The organism is Pseudomonas sp. MWU349, assembly GCF_017947325.1.
Taxonomy (GTDB): Bacteria; Pseudomonadota; Gammaproteobacteria; order Pseudomonadales; family Pseudomonadaceae; genus Aquipseudomonas; species Aquipseudomonas protegens.
Genome location: NZ_JAFEVP010000001.1, coordinates 1,654,352 through 1,671,988 on the forward strand (window position 1 = coordinate 1,654,352; position 17,637 = coordinate 1,671,988).

21 protein-coding genes are annotated in these 17,637 nt (G+C 66.1%); 10 read left to right on the forward strand and 11 right to left on the reverse strand.

The window, feature by feature from the left end; translation table 11 throughout:
- The first annotated feature begins 236 nt into the window (after positions 1 to 236).
- Complete coding sequence (locus tag KCG88_RS07080; RefSeq protein ID WP_210712106.1) at positions 237 to 578, forward strand: low molecular weight protein tyrosine phosphatase family protein; 342 nt, start codon at positions 237 to 239, stop codon at positions 576 to 578.
- 226 nt (positions 579 to 804) lie between these two features.
- On the opposite strand, the gene KCG88_RS07085 is transcribed toward KCG88_RS07080, so the two are convergent.
- Positions 805 to 1,992 (reverse strand): PrpF domain-containing protein, encoded by a 1,188-nt coding sequence (locus tag KCG88_RS07085; protein WP_210712107.1) that lies wholly within the window; start codon positions 1,990 to 1,992, stop codon positions 805 to 807.
- A gap of 358 nt (positions 1,993 to 2,350) precedes the next feature.
- Here KCG88_RS07085 and KCG88_RS07090 point away from each other — a divergent pair, with 358 nt between their 5' ends.
- Both KCG88_RS07090 and KCG88_RS07095 read left to right on the forward strand, forming a co-directional pair.
- Positions 2,351 to 2,938, forward strand: coding sequence for an AidA/PixA family protein (locus KCG88_RS07090; RefSeq protein WP_210712108.1), 588 nt, complete (start codon positions 2,351 to 2,353; stop codon positions 2,936 to 2,938).
- Between the two features lie 238 nt (positions 2,939 to 3,176).
- Positions 3,177 to 3,797: a LysE family translocator gene (locus KCG88_RS07095; RefSeq protein WP_047286235.1), complete on the forward strand. Its 621-nt coding sequence runs from the start codon at positions 3,177 to 3,179 to the stop codon at positions 3,795 to 3,797.
- An 87-nt stretch (positions 3,798 to 3,884) separates the two neighbouring features.
- Here KCG88_RS07095 and KCG88_RS07100 read toward each other — a convergent pair whose 3' ends face one another.
- Together KCG88_RS07100 and KCG88_RS07105 are read right to left on the reverse strand one after the other, a co-directional pair.
- Positions 3,885 to 4,508: a DUF2239 family protein gene (locus KCG88_RS07100; protein ID WP_047286234.1), complete on the reverse strand. Its 624-nt coding sequence runs from the start codon at positions 4,506 to 4,508 to the stop codon at positions 3,885 to 3,887.
- Between the two features lie 77 nt (positions 4,509 to 4,585).
- Positions 4,586 to 5,278, reverse strand: a complete 693-nt coding sequence (locus tag KCG88_RS07105) for an RNA polymerase sigma factor (RefSeq protein WP_246882622.1) — start codon at positions 5,276 to 5,278, stop codon at positions 4,586 to 4,588.
- A gap of 121 nt (positions 5,279 to 5,399) precedes the next feature.
- Here KCG88_RS07105 and KCG88_RS07110 point away from each other — a divergent pair, with 121 nt between their 5' ends.
- A complete protein-coding gene (locus KCG88_RS07110) occupies positions 5,400 to 5,801 on the forward strand; it encodes a hypothetical protein (RefSeq protein ID WP_047286233.1) in 402 nt (133 codons plus the stop codon).
- 95 nt (positions 5,802 to 5,896) lie between these two features.
- Positions 5,897 to 6,451 (forward strand): UPF0149 family protein, encoded by a 555-nt coding sequence (locus KCG88_RS07115; RefSeq protein WP_047286232.1) that lies wholly within the window; start codon positions 5,897 to 5,899, stop codon positions 6,449 to 6,451.
- 84 nt (positions 6,452 to 6,535) lie between these two features.
- On the opposite strand, the gene KCG88_RS07120 is transcribed toward KCG88_RS07115, so the two are convergent.
- The 8 genes from KCG88_RS07120 to KCG88_RS07155 form a co-directional block, all read right to left on the reverse strand.
- Positions 6,536 to 7,123, reverse strand: coding sequence for a hypothetical protein (locus tag KCG88_RS07120; RefSeq protein ID WP_210712109.1), 588 nt, complete (start codon positions 7,121 to 7,123; stop codon positions 6,536 to 6,538).
- 16 nt (positions 7,124 to 7,139) lie between these two features.
- Complete coding sequence (locus KCG88_RS07125) at positions 7,140 to 7,748, reverse strand: hypothetical protein (protein ID WP_047336578.1); 609 nt, start codon at positions 7,746 to 7,748, stop codon at positions 7,140 to 7,142.
- 107 nt (positions 7,749 to 7,855) lie between these two features.
- A complete protein-coding gene (locus tag KCG88_RS07130) occupies positions 7,856 to 8,206 on the reverse strand; it encodes a hypothetical protein (RefSeq protein WP_210712110.1) in 351 nt (116 codons plus the stop codon).
- 40 nt (positions 8,207 to 8,246) lie between these two features.
- Entirely contained in the window at positions 8,247 to 8,540 is a 294-nt protein-coding gene (locus KCG88_RS07135; RefSeq protein ID WP_047286228.1) for a hypothetical protein, read from the reverse strand.
- Positions 8,541 to 8,658: 118 nt separating this feature from the next.
- Positions 8,659 to 9,135 carry a surface-adhesin E family protein gene (locus tag KCG88_RS07140; protein WP_210712111.1) on the reverse strand — a complete coding sequence of 159 codons (477 nt, stop codon included), beginning with the start codon at positions 9,133 to 9,135 and terminating at the stop codon, positions 8,659 to 8,661.
- Entirely contained in the window at positions 9,132 to 9,779 is a 648-nt protein-coding gene (locus KCG88_RS07145; RefSeq protein ID WP_047286226.1) for a hypothetical protein, read from the reverse strand. The genes KCG88_RS07140 and KCG88_RS07145 overlap by 4 nt, the downstream gene beginning before the upstream one ends.
- 115 nt (positions 9,780 to 9,894) lie before the next feature.
- Positions 9,895 to 10,680 carry a PhzF family phenazine biosynthesis protein gene (locus tag KCG88_RS07150; RefSeq protein WP_047286274.1) on the reverse strand — a complete coding sequence of 262 codons (786 nt, stop codon included), beginning with the start codon at positions 10,678 to 10,680 and terminating at the stop codon, positions 9,895 to 9,897.
- Between the two features lie 5 nt (positions 10,681 to 10,685).
- The gene (locus tag KCG88_RS07155; protein WP_210712112.1) at positions 10,686 to 11,381 is read right to left on the reverse strand and encodes a PAS domain-containing protein; all 696 of its coding nucleotides are present in this window, start codon (positions 11,379 to 11,381) and stop codon (positions 10,686 to 10,688) included.
- A gap of 183 nt (positions 11,382 to 11,564) precedes the next feature.
- Here KCG88_RS07155 and KCG88_RS07160 point away from each other — a divergent pair, with 183 nt between their 5' ends.
- The 5 genes from KCG88_RS07160 (at position 11,565) to KCG88_RS07180 (ending at position 17,610) form a co-directional block, all read left to right on the forward strand.
- Positions 11,565 to 12,257: a response regulator transcription factor gene (locus KCG88_RS07160; RefSeq protein WP_210712113.1), complete on the forward strand. Its 693-nt coding sequence runs from the start codon at positions 11,565 to 11,567 to the stop codon at positions 12,255 to 12,257.
- Positions 12,257 to 13,594, forward strand: a complete 1,338-nt coding sequence (locus KCG88_RS07165; protein ID WP_210712114.1) for a sensor histidine kinase — start codon at positions 12,257 to 12,259, stop codon at positions 13,592 to 13,594. The genes KCG88_RS07160 and KCG88_RS07165 overlap by 1 nt, the downstream gene beginning before the upstream one ends.
- Positions 13,595 to 13,698: 104 nt before the next feature.
- Positions 13,699 to 15,939, forward strand: coding sequence for a TonB-dependent siderophore receptor (locus KCG88_RS07170; protein ID WP_210712115.1), 2,241 nt, complete (start codon positions 13,699 to 13,701; stop codon positions 15,937 to 15,939).
- Positions 15,940 to 15,983: 44 nt separating this feature from the next.
- Complete coding sequence (locus KCG88_RS07175) at positions 15,984 to 16,886, forward strand: alpha/beta hydrolase (RefSeq protein ID WP_210712116.1); 903 nt, start codon at positions 15,984 to 15,986, stop codon at positions 16,884 to 16,886.
- A 112-nt stretch (positions 16,887 to 16,998) separates the two neighbouring features.
- The gene (locus tag KCG88_RS07180) at positions 16,999 to 17,610 is read left to right on the forward strand and encodes a DNA-3-methyladenine glycosylase (RefSeq protein ID WP_047286220.1); all 612 of its coding nucleotides are present in this window, start codon (positions 16,999 to 17,001) and stop codon (positions 17,608 to 17,610) included.
- Positions 17,611 to 17,637 lie beyond the last annotated feature (27 nt).

Genomic DNA, 17,637 nt, shown 5'->3' on the forward strand with positions numbered 1-17,637 from the left:
GTCATCCCTACCCGGCTGCTCGATATGGGCCCGAGGCTGGACGTGCGTATGAAAAGCGTAGTGAACGGCAAGCGAAGGTAAAAATAGCTTCGCTTGATGACCCTGGCAGGAAAAATCCATGACCATTGCAGGTTTTTACCCAGGGAACGCTGGCAGGCCCCTGGGCGGACCATAGACTCGACAGTGCTTTGAAAACGGCCGAGACTCTGCGTTTTTTTGCCAAGGAGTTCGGCGCCATGCTCAATGTCTTGTTTGTCTGCAGCCAGAACAAGCTGCGCAGCCCCACCGCCGAGCAGGTGTTTGCCGACTGGCCGGGGATCGAGACCGCTTCGGCGGGCCTCAACCACGACGCCCAGGTGCCCCTGGGCCCGGAGCTGGTGCACTGGGCCGGGCTGATTGTGGTGATGGAAACCCGCCACCGGGAAAAACTGCGCAAGCGCTTCAAGGCGCAGTTGAATAACCAGCAGATTGTCTGCCTGAACATTCCCGATGATTACGACTTCATGGACCCGGAACTGATCCAGTTGTTGCGGCAGAAGGTGCCGCCGTTTCTTCCCGATGGCGGCGAGGGTCGCTGATAGGGCTTTGCTGTTCAGGCCCCCGCCCGCGCGACGGGTGGAGCGGCGCAAGAGCCTCATCGGTTTGTGAGATCGCTGGCGAGCCTGCGGCTCGTTCGCAGCCTTCGGCAGCGGCTACACGAAGCGGATGCAGGCGCTAGCCCCCCCTGTAGCCGCTGCCGCAGGCTGCGCAAGGCACCGAAGGGGCCTCGGCGGTTGCGGGAGCGCCGGGAGCCCGCGGCAGCAGCTACAAGGCGCCAAGGGCGGCAATCAGTTCCGCCGAAGCGTTGTACAGCGGCGTACTGCCCTGCAACAGGATCTGCGCGCTGCGCCGGTAGGCGGCGCCGTCGATCAGCAGCTCCCCCGCCACTTGCCGGGCATCGATCAGGGTCTCCAGCACCCCGGCGGGGTTTTCAATCGCCAGGGGGTACTCACCCTTTGCTTCACCTATCACTGGCGCCCGCGCCAGCAGGGCATGAGCCACGGTGCCTTCGGCCAGGCAGGCCGCCGCCAGGCAGCAACCGCCGGACACCGCCAGGGACGGGTGGGCGTTCTGCGGGGTGAAGTAGCGGGTGGCGATATCGCCGCCTTCTCGCGCCGGGCTGACGATGCAGATCTTCGGGATGGTTTCGCTGCGCCGCAGTTCGTCGGCGCTCAACAGGCTGCCGTCGCGCTTGCGCAGGCCCATGCGCAACCCGCCCAGCACCATCAGCTCCAGCAGGCGCGCCTTGAACTGCGGGTCGGCGTCCAGCTGGGCCGGGCTTTCCGCGCCGGTCTTGCCCAGGTCCGCCGCGCGGACAATGACCATGGGCACCGCCACGTCGATGCAGGTGGCGGCGATGCCGTCCAGCAGGTCCACCCGTTTGCCGGTGGGGAACAGCGCGCCGGTCTTGGCCCCCACCGGCTTGTCGAGAAACAGGTCGACCCCGGGAAACACGCCGTTGACCCCGGGAATCCGCGTGTCACTCAGTAGCCGGCCATTGGCGAACCCCAGGCGTGCATACATCGTGGTCTGGGTGTTGCTGTTGTAGATCTCGATCTGCCCGCCACCCTCCCCCGGCTCCAGCCAGCCGCGCTGCAGGGCATACAGCGGCAATGCCGCGGACATGTTGCCGCAGTTGACGCTCCAGTCGATGGCGCTCTTGCCCGCCGCCAGCTGCGCCAGGGTGCTGATCATCCGCGTCTCGCCGGGGCGGCGTTCGACGATGAACACCTTGTTGCTGGTGGGCACGCCGCGCCCCAGGCCGGTGATCTGGCTGTTGCCCGGCCACTCGCCGTGCAGCGGCACCCCCATCAGGTGGCGCAGCAGTTCTTCCACCAGGGCTTCGTCTCGGGGCAGCGCCTCGCGGGCCAGGATCAGCCCGGTGGAGGTGCCGCCACGGGCGTGGCACACGGGGAACTCAGGGATGGCAGCAGGCTTGCAAAGATCGGACATGGCGGGCGCCTCCAGGGTGGGCGAATGGAGCAGCCCCTTGTCGCGCGGGCAACGGGCGGCGGCGCAGCATCATAAACCGTCGCGGCCGATCCCGGGGCGCAGGCCTGGCCGAAGACGCCAAAGCGGGCGCCTGGCACTGGCCGGCACCGCTCGTCTTGCGCTCGCCCTTTTTGGAGCGGGCCATTTGACTAACGGTCTTGAGGATCTAGATTCCACTCGCGACTTCATGGAAGTGCATCACGCCCGATGCCCGAGAGACCGGGACCCGAGTATCGATGCTCAGTGGCCGCGCCCGGAAACTCGATTGCCAGTTTGCCTGGGCACTCCAGGTATCTAATGCGACAGCAGGGAGCTGGACATGAACGACAACATCATCGACATCATGGTCACCATTGATGTGGACACCATCCTCAACAGCCAGGGCAAAAAATTCGACAGCGGCCAAGTGTTCACCCTCGAAAAAAGCAACCCGAAGCAGCCAAGCCACCTCTATAACTTCAGCACCGGCGGGGTAAGGCTCTCCAGTCAAGCGATCTACATGGTCGCCAGACGCAACAACACCCAAGTCGGCGAAGGCTCGGATGAACTGTCGATCAACCTCAAGGAGGGTGACCTGGTCCACTGGCGCAGCACCAGCCTGTCCGAGGGGCTGTACCATGCGGTGCTGCTGTATCAGTACACCCAGACGTCCCCGGTAGTGACGCCACAGAACCCCGATTACGTGCAAGGCGTCACACCGGTGGTCCTGAACCACACGCCCATGCCGATCATCAATCAAAATGATCCATCCGCGCAGCCAATCGCGCAGAGCGTCAAGAATTTCTATTGGGAAGGCCGCGCCGTGCGGCAAGGCAGCATCACTTATACCTGGGCGTTCATGATTGTCGACAGTGATAACCAGGTGGTGGGTTACTGCGACTGGGACCCCTACATCAACATCGACTGATTGCCCTTTTCCTCTCCCTGTACCCACAGGGAGAGGAACTTGCCGCGGCCCTGCCCCATCAGCATCGCTGCCTCCCGCCCCGTTCAACCTTGGCCAACCGCGCAACCGCCGCGAGCCGCCCCCTTGCCTGCTGCCCGACGTGGCCCTTATGTTATCGACCCCGCCTCGACAACATCCCGGCCAGCCCCGAGATCCCCGATGGCGTGGGCCCGTTCCCCTGTGCTTTCCCGGAGACTCTATGGATCTCACCACCCTGAGCCTGTTCATCCCCGCCTGTTTCGCCCTGAACATGGCCCCCGGGCCGAACAACCTGCTGTCCGTGAGCAACGCCACGCGCTATGGCTATCGCCAATCCTGCCTGGCGGGAAGCGGCCGGTTGCTGGCCTTCGCCGCCATGATCGCCCTGGCCGCCGCCGGCCTGGCGGTCGTCCTGCAGACCTCGGAACTGTTGTTCCATGCCATCAAGATCCTGGGTGCGGGGTATCTGCTGTACCTGGCCTGGCAACTGTGGCGTGCCCAGCCCGGCAATGAAATGGCCGGCGAACCGGCCCGCGTCGGCCTGTGGGCCCTGGCCCGCCAGGAGTTCCTGGTGGCGGCGGGCAACCCCAAGGCGATCCTGATCTTCACCGCCTTCCTGCCGCAATTCGTCGATCCGGCGCAGCCGATGGGCCCGCAGTTCCTGATCCTGGGCACACTGTTTTTGGGGCTGGAGTGGATCGCCATCTGCGCCTACGCCTACATGGGCCTGCACATGCGCCGCTGGTTCGCCGAACCCCGGGGCAAGCGCCTGTTCAATCGCGGCTGCGCGGTGCTGTTGTCGGGGGCGGCGTCGGTGCTGCTGATGGCGCGGCGCAGCTAGCCTGGCCACGCCCCGCTGTGGGCTGAACCGCACAACCCGGCCGGTCGCTCAAGCAGCACCTTGGGTTGATGATGCATCGCTCGCCTGTCAAAGCGCGCCGGCAAGGCGCAGAGCGTAATCGCGGATACCCTCGGGCCAGTGCTCGATGCACTGTTGCAGGCGCGCATGGTCCGCGGCGAACAGCGCCCGGGTGGCTTCCTCATAACCGGGAAGATCGCCGCCCATGGCCAGCATGAACTGGTAGGCCGCCTCTTGCGCGGCCCGCTGGCGCTGGGGTTCGGCGCCATTGCGCCGGGCCTCGTCCACCAGCCGGCGCAGCACCGCCGAGGCGCCACCGGGCTGCTCGGCCAGCCAGTCCCACTGGCGCGGCAACAGGGTCACTTCCCGGGCGATGACCCCCAGCTTGGGCCGCCCCCGCCCCCGGGGCGCGGCCTCCTCGCCTTCGATCGATGCGGCGGCAGGCTGACGCGGGCGATAGCGTCCGTTGCCGGGCGGCGGCGTGGCGGCCAGGCGCTGGCGCACTTCATCCGGGGTGCCCCGCAGGTCGAGGTCGATGACCCGACCGCTGGCATCATCGAACACCAGCAGCGGTTGTGGCTCTGCACCTTCACTGGCGCGCTTGACCGCCAGCGCCACCTCCAGCAGCGGGCCGGTCGCCAGCACGCGCTGGGCCTGGAAGGCGGTAACGGGTTGGGCAAGAAAGTCGGACATGGCTAAGGCCTCAAGACAATGAGCGCAAATATTACCCGGATATTAATCAAGCCTTCAATATCACCCGGGTAATATTTTCATGCCGGCCTGGATGGGCACGGTCCCGGGTTGGCGCAAGGATCGCAAGCGGCCACCTGGTGGCGCTCAAGGGCGGCAAATACCTGCAAGCGGGCACGATGCAGCAGCACGCGGACATGACTCACAGAAATGCCCAACTGGCCCCCGATGGCCTCAAGCGAGTGGCCCTGGCGCTCGCGTAACAACAGGACCCGGCGTTGCAGAAGCGGCAAGTGGCTCAACGCCTGATCCAGGCACCGACACAGTTGCTCCTGGCACAACAAGGCCTCGGGACTGTCTTCATGCCAGTCCTGCGGCGACGCCAGCCAGCCACCGCTCTCGGCAAAGCGCCGGGCATCCAGGTGGCCCATCAGGTCTGGCCGGTCACCGCGGCGCGCCTCGCGATGGTTCTGCACGTACCGACACTTGGCCGCGTTGGCGGTGATGGTCAGGATCCAGGTCTTGAGGCTGGAACGGCACTGGAAGCCGCCCAGGTGGCGCACAACCGCCAGCCAGGCGTCCTGGACCACATCGTCGGCGTGCCGCTGCCCGACAATCGCCAGGGCCACCGAGCGCATGGCGCCCTGATGCTGCATGACCAGTTCGCGATAGGCCCACTGCTCGCCCGCCAACAGACGCGGCAATAGCTGTGAATCGTCACTGACGGCGGCCAGCGACCGTTGCTGCAAAGATTCCATGTCGAGGATCTCCATGCTCATTCGCTCGCCCCTTTACCGCCGGGGCAACAATCCTACGAACAAGCCTAGGAAACGGATGCGTCCTGGTGCACATTTTTCTCTGTCAGCCGCGTCCGGCTCGCTATGATGGTTGCCCATGAACCCCAGCCAGCCCATTCGCCAACCCTGTCCGCCCGGCGCTTGCATCTGCGAGCGCGAGCAGTTGCTGGACACCCCGGGAGCCGACCTGCGCATCCTCAATCTCACGCGCCAGGAGGAAAAGCGCCTGCTCGAACGCCTGGAAAACCTCAAGGACCTGGCGGACCTGGAACACATGCAGCGGCGGATGTACGAACAACTGGGCATCCGCGTCCAGATCAACCCCAGTGACAACGTGGTCCGCAGCATGCGCGGCATCGCCATTTCCCTGGACGAGTTGCCCGGCCTGTGCCGCAAGACCCGGCAATCGATCCCGGCCGCCATTCGCCGGGCCATGGAGCAGCGCCCGGAGATCGCCTACCGCCTGCTGGACTCCCAGGACCTGTTGCGCGGCACCTGAGGGCCGCGCACTCAAGCGCCACCCGTACCGTTCAAGGCTTGCAGCCCGGGGCCTGAACCCGGAAACTTGCCGCTGCTTTTTCCAGGACTTCTCTCATGCAAAACACCCCATTGAACGCCGCCGACTTCGAAACCCTCGAAGACACCCTGCTCAAGTACGGCGACGACCACTCGGTACTCAACCCCTGCGAGCTGGACGGCTATTTCACCGCGCTGGTGTCGGGCCCGGCCCAGGTGGACATCGCCGAATGGTTCCCGGCGATCTGGGGCGGCGAGAACCCCAACTGGGAAACCCCGCAAGAGTGCCGGCAGTTCATCGACCTGTGCGCGCGCCACATCAACACCCTGGCCGAACAATTGACCCAGGCCCCGCAAGCGTTCAAGGCGCGCTTCGAACAGACCGAGCACCAGGGCCAGGACCTGCTGCTGGCCGAAGAGTGGTGCTTCGGCTACCTGCGCGGGGTCGCCGTGGGCAACTGGCCGGAGATGCCGGCGCCGCAGGTCCGGGCGCTGCAGTTGATCATCGACTGCGCCGAACAGGACAACTTCGAACTGCCGGCCGACCTGGATCTGGAGCAGCATCGCCAGCAAGTGGCGGCCATCGAACCGGCCGCCCGCGCGCTGCATGCCTACTGGGCGGCGCAGCGCTGAAGTAAACCGCATCCAAAAAAAACGCCGCGGGCTCCGATCAGGGCCCGCGGCGTTTTTGTCTGCGCCCTGCCAGCAGCGCGAGGCTTACAGCAATTTGCGCTGCACCGCTTCATCCAGGGTGCTGCGGGCCAGTTGCTGGACCACGTCGCGGGTATCCGCCTGGAAAGGAACGGCAACGATCAGCAGCAGTTGCATCCAGGTGCGCACCGACTCGCTCTTGCGAATCCGCCCCAGCTCCTTGCCATCCTTGTCCTTGAACACGGTTTCCAGGGTGAAGGTGTTCTTCGCCGTGGACGGGATGATGAAGAAGGTGACGCCGGTGATGATGGCCGAGGCCATGCTGAACTGTTCGTTGTTGTACAGGATGGCTTCGGCGTACAGGTCCGATTCCACCTTGTCGGTGCTGACCCGGGCAAAGCGCCCGGACTGGCGATAGGTATCGGCCACCACCGCTTCCCAGGCGGCCGCCGGGGCGCCGGCGGCGGCATTGGCCGGGCCGCCGTTGACCTGGTACATGACGGTGGTGCGAACAAAGGCGCTGGGCTTTTGCTCGGCAGTCTGTGCCGCCGGCGGCCAGGTGCCGGCAGCGGTCAATTCGTGTTGCGAATAGGACACGCAGCCGCTCAGCAGTACCGCGGCGAGCAGCAGCGCGTGCTTGATGGAACCGAACATGTGACGCTCCTTGATCCTAGTGCGCCAACCGGGCGGTGGCGTTGTCGAGCAATTTGCCAACCAGCTCGTTGAGTTGCTTGGCGCCCTGGGTCGGGGCCCAGTATTCGCGCCCGTAGAGACCGACATTGCGCTCGAACTTGAGCTGCTCCTTGGCACTGGCCAGTTCCTGGCCGTTGCGGTCGACGATCGACAGCTCGCCGGCCAGGTCGAAGCTATCGACGTAGATCGGACCGTTGACCCAGATCCACACGGTCAGGGTCAGCAAGGCCCCGGGCAGGTAGCCCGGATGGGGCGCGCGGTGGCCCTTGAGGGAGGTCATGTTGAATTTCAGCACCACGTCGTCCTCGCCCAGGCGGGTGGGGAATTCGCTGAGCTGGTGGAAGTAGCCGGCACTCTTGACGTAGGGGGGCAACTGGGCGGTGAGCGAACGGCTGATGGCGGTGCGGGTGGCTTCGTCGATACCGGGAGCGGTGACCTGTACATCGGCAATTTGCGCCGTGCGCGGGCTGCTGATGGGCGCGGGATGCAACGGCGCGCCCAGCGGGCCGGTAACGTTGTAGGAGACACAGCCGGTCAGCGCCAGGGTGGCGATAAGGGCGGCGGCCCTGAGTAGGGTTTTGAACACGAAATATCCTTATTGAGGGACGGACAGCACCAACGTCTCGACCCCAGGGCCCAGAACTTTAGGAAAACCTCGCATTCAGTTGGGCGCTACAGGCCCGCTTCCGGGCCTTATTGATAATCCTCTTCATAGGCCTGGAGCAGATTGAGCAAGTGCTCCTGGGGCATCGCGCAGTCCTGCAACGGTTCGGGCGCAACGCCTTTCCACTCCTCATCGGGATCGCTTTCGACAATCAGCAGCGGCACCCGGGCGTTGTTGCAGAAGGCGAGGATGTCGCGCAGTTCCTGCTCGCGCTCTACATGGTCGTTGTGAAACAGCTTGGCGCTGTAAAAGAAACCCTCGGCGCCACGGCGCAGATAGCCCTGGGCAACGCTCAGGGACAGGCCCAGGCGTTGATGGAGAAACTTGACCAGCGCCAGGTCAGTGCTGGGAGTCGCGGCGGCGATGCTTATTCTGGACATGGCGGGTTCCTTGATAAATCGGCGGGCAGCCCTCGCCCTGCTACTCGGGGCGCCACAGTTCAAGCCCCTCCACATGGCGTTCGATGTCGTCCATGTCGTCCTCCCCCAGGGTGCGGTCGAAGGGCTCACTGAGAATCCTGCGCACCTGGGCCAGGCGCTGGGTGACCTGCTGGTTATCGATGAAATCGGTGGTGGCGCGCTGGTAGTCGGCCACGGGTTTATCCCTGTAGTAGGCGCCCATCTTGTGCAGCGAGATCAAGACGAATTCCAGCTCCGCCAGGGCCTGCAGCGCCTGCTCGCCAGTGAGGGTGATGGTGCGGTTGCTTTCCAGCATCGAAACTTCCTTGGTGCTCAACAGTTGGACAGAACGCCGCCTGGGCGGCGTGCGGCGCGCGCTTCAATCAGGCAGGCCCCCGCCCATGCTGAACATGGCCTGGCCGGGCTGACAGCGCTCACTGACTCGGTGCCGGAGCCAGCTTGAGCCGGGTCGGATCGACCGCGCAGGCCAGGTTGCGCAGCTCGCCCAGCAATGACTGGCGGGGAAAGGCGGCCCATTGCGCCAGATCTTCCTTGCGCATGACCTCCACGCCCTGGGCGAAGGGCTCGGAGAAGTACACCCGGCCGAACTGCGCCGACTCATCCTTCTCGCAGTTGATCACCCGGGTCGCGCGGGAGCTGTAGATCGGCGGCTTGCCACCGCCCAGATCGGCAGGCTTGGCGTAGTTGTTGACCAGATAGAACTGCCGCAGGTTCGGGTTGTTCTGGTAGAGGGCCAGCGAGTTGGCGGCAAAGTAGGTGGCCAGTTCCGGGCTTTCCAGCACCTTGAACATGCCGTCCGGACGCTGCGGCGCCAGGGCCTGCTTTGGGGTACCCGAATGCGCGCAACCGACGAGCAGCAGCGCCGCGCCCAGGCTCAGCAGCTTGTTCATCGGCCCGCTCCCAGGGCCAGGTCCGGCCGTTCCTGGTCGAGCAAGGCCTGATCGATAGTGCCCTGCAGCGAGCAGAGCAAGCGGGTCTTGCCGTCTTCTTCGCTGAGCATGAGGATCTTTTCCGCGGAGCCCGGCGCCGGGGCGATGCCCGACGCCGCGGCCGGATTGTCCTGCCAGGGCGCCGTGGCGTTGAGTTTGATCTGGGGCCGGGAAATGAAGTATTCACCGGCCTCCTGCCAGCCGGCCTGGGGCAGCGCGGCCATGACGGCGGCGCGGCTGGCGTCGACTTCGAAGCCCCAGAAATGGAAGCTGCCCTGCTCGCCCAGGTCGAACTGGCGGTCGTAGTAGCCGGTCAGGCGCAGGCCGTGATCGGTCAGCGGGCGGGAGAACGCCTGGGATGCGGAGTAGTTGTTCAGGCGGTCGGCCACCGGCACCCAGGCGATGCCCTGGCGCTGATTCTCGGCCAGCTTCACCACCTGCCCGAGTTCGCCGCGCTGCTGATACAGGGCCTTGAAAAAAACCGGCTGGCAGTCCAGCAGGCTCTCGCTGAGGCTGGCCGCCTGGGCAGCGCCGGCACTCAAGCCCAGGAGCAAGGCCAGCAGCGGTGAGGTGGAAAGGCGGGGCAAGGTGCGCGTCCGTTGCATGGTCTGGAGCATCCTGAGCAGGCGAAAAAAACGCGACTCTACTCCCGCCCGCACCACCGAGACAAATCCGCCTGCAGGCACCCAGCCTGCATGGCAGAGCGGCGCCGCGGCCGGTTCAGAGGAAAATACGGCCCTTGAGGTACAAGGCGCCGTAGCCGCTGATGATCACCCGCCCGTTGTCCAGCACCTGGCACTGCAACTGGCCCTTGCGCGCCCCGCCCTGCTGCGCCCGCAGCTGGCGCTTGCCCAGGCGCGCGGCCCAGTAAGGCGCCAGGGAGGTATGGGCAGAACCGGTAACCGGGTCTTCATTGACCCCGACCCGCGGGCCGAACCAGCGCGAGACGAAATCGAACTCCCGGGACGGCGCCGTCACCGCGATGCCGCGCACATCGAAGGCGGCCAGTGCGGCGAAATCGGGCTGGAGCGCCTCCACCAGGCGTTCGTCGTCCACCACCAGCAGGTAATCGTCGGTGCGGTACAGGGCCTCGGCCGCCGGCAAGCCCAGGGCTTGCAGCAGGGCCGGAGCAATCGCCACGGCCTCGGGTTGCTTGGCGGGAAAATCCATGGACAGCAGGCCGCCCTCGCGGCTGACCCGCAACTCGCCGCTGCGGGTGGCAAAGCGCAGCACGTCGCGGCGCTCGCCCAACTGCTCGAACAGCACCCAGGCCGCCGCCAGGGTGGCGTGCCCACACAGGTCGACTTCCACCGTGGGGGTGAACCAGCGCAGTTCGAAGCCCTCGCCCCGGGGCACGAAATAGGCGGTTTCCGAGAGGTTGTTCTCCAGGGCGATGCGTTGCAGGAGCTCATCGGGCAACCAGGCCTCCAGCGGGCACACCGCCGCCGGGTTGCCACCGAAGACTTGAGAAGTAAAGGCATCCACTTGATAGATATCGAGCTGCATCGCGGTCATTCCTCGGCGCCTTGGGCGCGAATCTGTTCCAGGTAGTTGTAGATGGTGTAGCGGGTCACCCCCAGGGCCGCGGCGGCCTTTTCGATCCCGCCCTTGACGATGAACACCCCGCGCTCCTGCATCTGGCGCACGGCGTCGAGCTTGTGTTGCTTGCTCATGCGCGCCCCGTTTGCCGGGCAGGCGCCCTGGATGATCTGCGCCAGCAACTGTTCCATGTCGGGGGCTTCGTCGCGGCGTGGCGCGGGCGCGCTGCCCAGGCCCAGCAATTGCCCGAGGCAAGCGTGGGCGGCGGCGATGCCGCTCAGGTCGCTGTTGCTGCACAGGCTGGCGAAGGGTTGCCCGCCGCGGTCGCGAAAGATCACCGTGGAACTGCGCAGTTGGCGGCCGTCGGGGGCCAGGGTCGGGTAGTTCTCCAGCACCAGCGGGGTCGTCGCGGAGCGGTCCTGCAGGGCGCGCAGCACCGCGGCAAAACCCAGGTCCTGGCGCGGCCCGCCGAGCACCGGGTCACCCACCTGGCGCCCGGTGACATGGCCGTTGGCGATGGCGACGATCGATGACTCCGGGCGGTCCAGGTCATGCAGGACGATTTCCACATGCTGGCCCACCACGCTGGCAAGCATCTGCAAGGTGCTGCTGAGCACTTGCAAGACCAACTGGCGCTCGGCAAGAAGGGCATCGGAAGGCAGGTTCATGGGCGGTTACCAAGGAAAGCGGTCAGAAAAAATATCAACACAACGTTGAATATTCAACTTTTAGTTGATTGACGCCGCAATCCCACCCAGCGGTCTTGGCAATTGCATCACCAGGGCCATTGCTGCAATATTTGCAAATGTAAAACGTTCTCATTAAATATCCCCATTCAAGTGCTCTGCCCCATGACCCCCAACCTGCTCCTCGTGGAAGACGACGCCCGACTGCGCGACGACCTGAACCTGCATTTCCGCCAGCGCGGCTTTACCGTCACCACCTGCACCGACGGCCGCCAGGGGCTGGCCGCGGTGCGCGCCGGCCACTTCGACCTGGTGCTGCTGGACATCATGCTGCCGGGCCTGGACGGCCTGGCCCTGCTGGAAACCCTGCGCCAGGAACAGGGCACGCCAGTGATGCTGATGTCGGCCCTGGGCGCCGAGCAGGACCGCATCACCGGTTTTACCCGAGGCGCCGACGACTACCTGCCCAAGCCCTTCAGCCTGGCCGAACTGGATGCCCGCGCCGACGCCCTGCTGCGGCGCATGGCCCGGGTGCAACAACATCAGGCCACGCGCCAGGACCCGATCCTTAGCTTCGACGAACAGGCCCAGGACGTGCTGCACCAGGGCCGCGCAGCGGGCCTGACCGGTTCCGAATACCGGTTGCTTTTGACCCTGCGCGAGCACCTCGGGGAGACCCTGAGCAAACCCTTTCTCTATCAACACGTGCTGCACCGCATCTATACGCGCCTGGATCGCGGCCTGGATGTGCACGTGTGCAACCTGCGGCGCAAACTCGCCGACCTTGGGGTGCAGCACCTGCAGATCCAGGCGGTGCGCGGCGCCGGCTACCTCCTGGTGGAAGCGGAACGCCACTGATGCGCCGTCACCCCCTGCTGTGGAAACTGGCGCTGTTGCAGATCGGCTTCTGCCTGCTGCTGACCTGGATCATCTGGACCTGGGGCCTGTCGGCCGAGCGCAGCACCTATTTTCTCGACCCCGCCGACCGCCAGTACCTGGCCCGCTACGCCCAGCAGGCCGAGCACGCCTGGCGCCAGGGCGGCGTGGCCGCGGTCGATGAGTTCCAGCGACAACTGGCAACCCGGGAAGACACCTGGGTCGCGGTGATCGGCGATCGCCTGCAGAGCCTGGGCAGCACGCCGCTGACCGCCGAGGAAGCCAGCCACCTGACCTTCATGCGCAAGCTCGACTGGCCCATGAGCCGGCGCCTGCAAGACCAACTGCCCTACGTCAGCATCGAATTCCCTGAGCACCCGGAGCAAGGCCGGCTGGTGCTGCAACTGCCCGAGCGCCTGCTGCCCAGTGGCCTGACGCCCTGGACCCACGTGCTCAGCCATGGCGTGGTGCCAACCCTGCTGGCCGCCCTGCTCGGCCTGTTGCTCTACCGCCACCTGGTGCTGCCGTTGAACCGCCTGCGCGACCGCGCCGATGCCTTGCGCGCCGATGACCTGGAGAGCCAGGGCCTGGGCACGCCCCTGGTGAACCGCCACGACGAACTGGGAGAACTGGCCCTGGCCTTCGAGCACATGGCCGAGCGCCTGCGCCAGAGCCTGGCCCAGCAGCGCCTGCTGCTGCGCACGCTGTCCCACGAGCTGCGCACGCCCCTGGCGCGGTTGCGCATCGCCCATGACAGCCGGTTGCCGCCGGAGCAGTTGCGCCAGCGCCTGGACCGGGAAATCGCCGACATGCAGCGCCTGCTGGAAGACACCCTGGATCTGGCCTGGCTCGACACCGAGCGCCCGCAACTGCCGACCGAAGCGGTGCAGGTGCTGTCGATCTGGGAGGCCCTGCGCCAGGACGCCTGCTTCGAAAGCGGCTGGGACGCCGAGCGCCTGCCCTGCCTGCTGGACGCCGATTGCCGGGTCCAGGTGCACCTGGACAGCATCGCCCAGGCCCTGGAGAACCTGCTGCGCAATGCCATTCGCTACTCCCCCGCCGGCGGCCGGGTGAGCCTGCGCGGCTGGCGCGAAGGCGCCTATTGGCACCTGTGCCTGGAAGACCAGGGCCCAGGGGTCGCCGAACAGGACCTGCAACGCATCTTCCAGCCCTACCAGCGCCTGGACTCGGCCCAGGGCGACGGCTTCGGCCTGGGCCTGGCCATTGCCCGGCGCGCGGTAGAGCTGCACCAGGGGCGGATCTGGGCCAGCAACGGCCACCCCGGGCTGTGCATGCACCTGCTGCTGCCCGCCGCCTAGGCCCTCGGCCTGGAAGTGTTTAGAAAGTTAATGCGCTTTACTCGCAAATAGCAGTCATTATCATTCGTGATCTTCTGTTTCTGCCTCTGTCCCGGAGATCACCGATGTCCATGCGCTCAATGCGTCCTTTCGCCCCTTTCCTGCTGTCCGGCTGCTACCTGCTCAGCCAGGCCGTGCAGGCTGCCAATGAAGGCTCGATCCAGCCGGTCCTGGAGCTGGAACCCCAGAGCGTCATCGCCACCGCCAAAGAAGAAACCAAGCAGGCACCGGGGGTCTCGGTGATCACCGCCGAGGACATCCAGAAGCGCCCGCCGGCCAACGACCTGTCGCAGATCATCCGCACCATGCCCGGGGTCAACCTCACCGGTAACTCCACCAGCGGCCAGCGCGGCAACAACCGGCAGATCGACATCCGCGGCATGGGCCCGGAAAACACCCTGATCCTGGTGGACGGCAAGCCGGTGGGCAGCCGCAACTCGGTACGCTACGGCTGGCGCGGCGAGCGTGACAGCCGCGGCGACACCAACTGGGTGCCGGCCGACCAGGTCGAACGCATCGAAGTGATCCGCGGCCCGGCGGCGGCCCGCTACGGCAACGGCGCCGCGGGCGGGGTGATCAACATCATCACCAAGCAGGCCGGCATCCAGACCCACGGCAACGCGACGATCTACAGCTCGTTCCCGACCCACAAGGACGAAGGCGCCACCCAGCGCGCAAGCTTCGGCCTCAACGGCCCACTGACCGACAGCTTGAGCTACCGGGTCTACGGCAACGTGGCCAAGACCGATGCCGACGACGCCGACATCAACGCCGGCCATGAATCCCTGCGCACCGGCAACCAGGTCGGCACCCTGCCCGCTGGCCGCGAAGGGGTACGCAACAAGGACCTCAACGGCCTCTTGAGCTGGCACCTGACCCCGGACCAGAGCCTGGACTTCGAAGCCGGCTTCAGCCGCCAGGGCAACATCTACACCGGCGATACCCAGAACACCAACAGCAACAGCACGGTGAAAAACCTGCTGGGCCACGAGACCAACCGCAGCTACCGCCAGACCTATTCGGTGACCCATCGTGGCGAATGGGACTTCGGCAGTTCCATGGCCTACCTGCAATACGAAAAGACCCGCAACACGCGGATCAACGAAGGCCTGGCCGGCGGCACCGAAGGCATCTTCAGCAACAGCGAGTTCTACACCGCGGTGCTGCGCGACCTGACCGCCCATGGCGAGGTCAACCTGCCCCTGCGCGCCGGCTTCGAGCAGACCCTGACCCTGGGCAGCGAATGGTCCCAGCAAAAGCTCGACGACCCCAGCGCCAACACCCAGAGCACCAGTGAAGGCGGCGCCGTGGGCGGCCTGAGCTCAAGCAACCGCAGCACCCAGTCCAGCGCGCAGATCTTCTCGCTGTTCGCCGAAGACAACATCGAACTGCAGCCGGGCACCATGCTCACCCCCGGCCTGCGTTTGGATCACCACAGCATCGTCGGCGACAACTGGAGCCCATCGCTCAACCTGTCCCACGCCCTAAGCGACACCCTGACCCTCAAGGCCGGCATCGCCCGGGCCTACAAGGCGCCGAACCTGTACCAGCTCAACGCCGACTACCTGCTCTACAGCCGCGGCCAGGGCTGCTACGGCCAGAGCACCAGCTGCTACCTGCAGGGCAACGACAAGCTCAAGGCGGAAACCAGCGTCAACAAGGAACTGGGCCTGGAATACAAGGCCGACGGCTGGGTGGCCGGCCTGACCTACTTCCGCAACGACTACAAGAACAAGGTGGAATCCGGCCTGGCGCCGGTGAGCCGTGCCAGCGGCGGCAGCGGCGCTTACCGCAACGCGGCGATCTACCAGTGGGAAAACGTGCCCAAGGCCCTGGTGGAAGGCCTGGAAGGCACCCTGACCATTCCGTTGGCCAGCCAGCTGACCTGGAACAACAACTTCACCTACATGCTGCAATCGAAGAACAAGGAAACCGGCGACTACCTCTCGGTGACCCCGCGCTACACCCTCAACTCGATGCTCGACTGGCAGGCCACCCAGGACCTGTCGCTGCAGGCGACCGTGGCCTGGTACGGCCAGCAGACGCCGAAGAAATACGACTACCACGGCGACCGCGTCACCGGCAGCGCCACCCAGCAACTGGCGCCGTACGCCATTGCCGGGGTCAGCGGCACCTACGCCCTGACCCGCCACCTGAGCCTGACCGCCGGGGTCGACAACCTGTTCGACAAACGCCTGTTCCGTGAAGGCAATGCCCAGGGCGTGAACAACATCGCCGGGGCCGGCGCCGCCACCTACAACGAACCCGGGCGCACCCTGTACACCAGCCTGAGCGCTTCGTTCTGAGCCATTACCAAGAGCCATCACCAAGAGCCTGCCGAGAACGCCTGATGAGAACTTTTTTCCTGCCCCTGGCCCTGGCCTGGGGCCTTGCGGGAGCGGCCCTGGCCGCCCCCGCCCCGGACCAGCCCATGGACCGCAGCCTGCTGCAACGCCAGGACCTGCCCTACCGCTTCACTAGCCTGCAACTGGATTCCGCCGACGGCCAGCGGCACTACCAACTGTGGATCGGCAAGCCGTTGCAGGCGCCGCCGCCACAGGGCTACCCGGTGCTGTGGATGCTCGATGGCAACGCCGCCATCGGCGCCCTCGACCCCGAGCAGCTCAAGCGCCTGGACCAGGGCCAGGCGCCGCTGCTGGTGGCAGTGGGTTACCAGACCCCGCTGCGTATCGAGCGCAACGCCCGCACCTATGACTACACCCCGCAGCAACCGGGCCAGGCGCAGCAGCAAGACCCGCTGACCGGGCAACCCAGCGGCGGCGCGCAAGCCTTCCTGCAACTGCTGCGCGAACGCATGCGCCCGGCCGTGGCGGCCCAGGCACCGATAGATACCGCGCAACAGGCCCTGTGGGGCCACTCCTATGGCGGCCTGCTGGTGCTGCAGGCGCTGTTCAGCCAGCCCCAGGCGTTTCGCCACTACGCCGCCGCGAGCCCTTCGCTGTGGTGGGGCGACGGCCTGATCCTGCCCCAGGCCCAGGGCCTGGCCGAGCGCCTGCAGGGCCATCATGCGCAATTGCTGCTGATGCGTGGCGGCGCCGAGCCGGGCAACCCGCGCCAGCCAGCAGGGCCCGAGGCCGACCAGCGCGCCCGACAGTTGCAGGCGCAACTGGCCCAGGTGCCGGGGTTGGCCCTGGACTACCACAGTTTTGAAACACTCAGCCATGGCCAAACCCTGGCGGCCTCGTTGCACTACGTGCTGGAGCGGCTCTACCTGCCGGCGGCCAAGGACTGAAAGCCCCGCGCCCGGGTGCAAGGCCCGGGCGCCGAGTTCCAGCGCAAGAGACGGGGTGCAAGCCTTGGGGCGGCGGGCTAATCTGCCGCTCGCCCCCTGTTCCGGATCGCCTATGCCCACCTGCCCCGCCACTCGTTTTCTTGCCGCACTGGATGCCGACTGGGCCGCGCTGATCGCCGCCGTCGGCCCCTGCCTGCACCAGCCCCGCCCGGAGCGCGAGCCTTATCAGGCGCTGGTGCGCGCGGTGGCCTACCAGCAACTGCATGCCCGCGCCGGCGACGCGATACTCGGCCGCCTGCGCGCCTTGTTCCCCGGGCAGGACTTCCCCACGCCCCGGCAACTGGCCGATGCCAGCCTGGAGCGCTTGCGCGGCTGCGGTTTTTCCGCGCGCAAGGTGGCGACCCTGCAGGGCATCGCCCAGGCCACCCTGGACGGCCGCATACCTGATGCTGAGGGCGCCCGCGGCCTGGACGATGAACCGTTGATAGAGCGCCTGACCCAGTTGCCTGGCATTGGCCGCTGGACCGTGGAGATGCTGCTGATCTACAGCCTTGAGCGCGAGGACATATTGCCCGTGGACGACTTTGGCGTGCGCGAAGGCTACCGCCGCCTCAAGGGCCTGGAACAATCGCCTAGCCCCCGCCAGCTGCGCCAGATCGGCCAGGCCTGGAGCCCCTGGCGCACCACCGCCGCCTGGTACCTGTGGCGCGTGCCGACGGCCTGAACACCGCGCACTTCGCCCGGTGCGGCC